Source organism: Glycomyces buryatensis (genome assembly GCF_004912275.1).
GTDB lineage: Bacteria > Actinomycetota > Actinomycetes > Mycobacteriales > Micromonosporaceae > Glycomyces > Glycomyces buryatensis.
The window spans coordinates 1-2847 of record NZ_STGY01000081.1 but is presented as its reverse complement, the minus strand read 5'-3'; the positions used below and the strand labels follow the sequence as shown (position 1 = coordinate 2847).

At 65.2% G+C, this 2847-nt stretch carries 4 protein-coding genes; 1 reads left to right on the top strand and 3 read right to left on the bottom strand.

Annotation, left to right across the window (positions count from 1 at the left end):
• Window positions 1-936: 936 nt before the first annotated feature.
• Genes FAB82_RS24390 through FAB82_RS24380 form a run of 3 tightly spaced genes read right to left on the bottom strand, consistent with a single transcriptional unit; the run spans window position 937 to window position 1843 of the window.
• Window positions 937-1134: a hypothetical protein gene (locus FAB82_RS24390; protein WP_136537174.1), complete on the bottom strand. Its 198-nt coding sequence runs from the start codon at window positions 1132-1134 to the stop codon at window positions 937-939.
• On the bottom strand, window positions 1134-1481 hold the full coding sequence (locus FAB82_RS24385) for a hypothetical protein (protein WP_136537173.1): 348 nt from the start codon (window positions 1479-1481) through the stop codon (window positions 1134-1136). The genes FAB82_RS24390 and FAB82_RS24385 overlap by 1 nt, the downstream gene beginning before the upstream one ends.
• Window positions 1478-1843 (bottom strand): hypothetical protein, encoded by a 366-nt coding sequence (locus tag FAB82_RS24380; protein WP_136537172.1) that lies wholly within the window; start codon window positions 1841-1843, stop codon window positions 1478-1480. The genes FAB82_RS24385 and FAB82_RS24380 overlap by 4 nt, the downstream gene beginning before the upstream one ends.
• Before the next feature lie 438 nt (window positions 1844-2281).
• Between FAB82_RS24380 and FAB82_RS27300 the strand changes: the two genes are divergently transcribed.
• The coding region (locus FAB82_RS27300) for a Scr1 family TA system antitoxin-like transcriptional regulator (protein ID WP_168801753.1) at window positions 2282-2847 on the top strand (566 nt) is incomplete at its 3' end.

The following is a 2847-nucleotide window of genomic DNA, read 5'->3' as shown; positions in this document are numbered from 1 at the left end:
GCCGTAGCCGTAGCCGTAGCCGTAGCCGTAGCCGTAGCCGTGACCTGGATCCGGGTTTGGTATGTACGCCGTCCCTTCCTGAGAGGGTGTGGTTTTGGCGTGTATGCCTGGCACGCTTCACGGTCCCTCCGTAAAGGGCGTCGCTTCGCGTGTGGGTGTGGCACCGTGCGGAGTCCCTGTCGGAACAGGGCGTGCTTCGCGTCTATGCCTGGTGTGCGCGTGACTCCCGCTATGGTCGGCGTTGCATCGTGTGCGCTGGTGTGCCTCGTTCGGGACACGTGCCGCCAGGTCAGGGTGATCCCGACAAGGCCGTCTCCCACCCGACCCGGCCCGATACGGACCGGGAAGCTGCGGGAACCGATAGCACTCGAGGGCGAGAACACTCCGGCCCGTCCATGGGTCCGGTGGTGGTCTCGGAATCGGTCAGGACGGCGAGTCGGCCAGAGGCTTGTCGTAGTCTGCTTGCACCTACTCGACTTCTGTACGGATTCCATATCCTTGTGCGTATCTCAAGTATCCCCCTCTCCGGGGCCGACCGCATCACCCGATCAGGGAGAAAGTCCTCATGTTCTGGCTCGAACGCGAAGCGGCACAACGACATCAGTGCCAGTACCCTGCGATCGGGCGTGTCGCCCACCCCAGTCGCGCACCCGGCCGGGTGCGCCGCCCGCCCGAGTCCTTGGAGCCCCGGAACCCTCGGAGGCCTTGCCCCGCAAACGGCCACCGGCCCCTCCCGTGCCTTCATCGCTGCCGCCTTTAGTGCAGAGTGACCATCTACCGGCGCAGTCCCCGCCGGCGCACCGGTTCCCGATGCAGGCCTCCTCGAGCGCGATAGCACCGTCAGTGGACCTGCCACCCGCGCCTGATCTGACGGAGCGCAAGTTGGAAGCTCGCTGAGCGGGGTGCGGGTGGAGAACCCGTGCCCCGCTTCGGGTTTTAGGGCGGTGGTGGGTTGAGGTCGGTGTAGTCGCCGGGGACGCCGGTGCGCCTGAGGTGGCGGCGGCGGGCGGTGTGGATGGCTTTGCGGGCGTTGAGGAAGTACCAGTCGTCGGTGAAGGTTGCGGGTGGGTTTTCGATTTCGGGCCAGGGTCGGTCGGGTGGGGTGTAGAGCGCGAGTAGGTCGGGTCGGGCCATCAGTGCCGCCCGGGAATGTCGGACCCGGTCGGGTTGGCCGTTGGGTTGTCGGCGTGGGTGGCTGCGATGTAGGCGGCAGCGCGGGTGCGTTGGGTTTCGCGCCAGGGGTTGGTGCGGCCTGGAGTGTTGGCGCTGGCGGTGCCTTTCCAGACGGTGGCGATGGTGACGCCGCAGGCGTGGAAGAAGGTGGCGACGTGTTCGGCGGGAGTTCGGTCGGTGATGAGCAGGAGCCTGGCGTCGCCGGTGCCGAGGTCGGTGTAGAGCTCGAGTTTTTCGTGTGAGGCGGTAGTCCATTCGGCGATGAGGTCCATGCGGTCGGGAACGAGATCAGCCATGGGGTCGGTCATGCGGTCACCGCCGGGAAGTGGAAGGCGGCCAGCGGGTTCGGCGGTTGGTGATCGGGTGGGTAGGGGCGGGGTTTGCGGCGGTGGCGGCCGGTGCCGGAGCGGGCTCCGCGGCGCAGGCGGAGGTCGATGGGGGTGAGGTCGCCGCCGAGGAGTGCGGCTTCGATGGCGGGTGGTCGGGCGGTGTAGACGAAGAGGCGGGCGGCCGATTCACGGGCGGGACAGCCGTGGCGGCCCCAGGCTTCGCCGCACCACTCGCAGCGCAGGTGGCCGAAGCCGAAGAACGTGCGGTAGGGCCGGTGCAGTTGCAGGTCGATCTTGACCCAGGCGGGGACCGGATCGACAGGTACGCTCAGAAGTGCCATGAGAAGCCTCGGTTTCTCTGGGTAAGCGGCCCGCGCCGGGTCAATCCGTCCAAAGATCATCCCCGGCGCGGGCCGCAGTCTGTGTGCGGCCGTATGCGGTTGTAGATGCCCGCCCGGTCCGGCCCCTTCGATGAGGTGACCATCACCAGGCCGGGCGGGCCGGTTCGGGGGAGGCGACGGCAGTTCTGCTCCACCCTGCAAGACTTCCGCCCTGCAAAACCCCACCAGAACCCGGAACCAAGCTGTCGGGTAGCGGCCCAGAAACGAAGTTCGTACCTTAACGGGCGTGTGATCAGAGTCTTCCATAGAGTTGACTATGAAGTCAATCATGTGACACAGATTTTGATGACTTTTTTCGTGTCGTCACCGGATGGTCTTCCTCTCTTGGGGCACATGTACCTTGAAGATTCGCCATCGTCGACCGAGGAAGGTAGACACATGAAGCGACCGCTTGGCCCGACCGTCGCCCGATGGGGGCTCGGCGAGACGCTGCTACAGGCACGGCGCGCCGCCGGACTGGAACGCGAAGATGCCGCGAGGCGCCTGGGCTGCTCGGTGAGCAAGGTCCAGAACATCGAGAACGGCGAGAGCCGCATCGTGATCGCCGAGCTGGAGAAGCTCCTTAGCATCTACGGCGTCACCGATCCGGAGCAAGTCGAGCGGTGCATGGAGCTGCGGCAGCTCGGCACCCAGCGCGGCTGGTGGTCGAAGTACGGCCGACTCCCTAAGCCCTTCATGGAATTCCTGGGAATCGAGTCCGCTGCCAAGCAGATCGAGATCTTCGAGCCACTGATGATCACCGGGCTCATGCAGACCCGCGCCTACGCGCTAGCCCATGAAGCAGCTGTCACTCCAGAACAGACTGCCGAGCAGGTTGAGAAGCAGGTAAATCTGCGGATGGACCGGCAAAAGCAAGTGCTGAAGCCTGATGACCGACCTGAAATCTGGGTCGTCTATGACGAGAGTGAGGTTCTTCCATCTCGGTTAGCGATCGAAATTGTTCG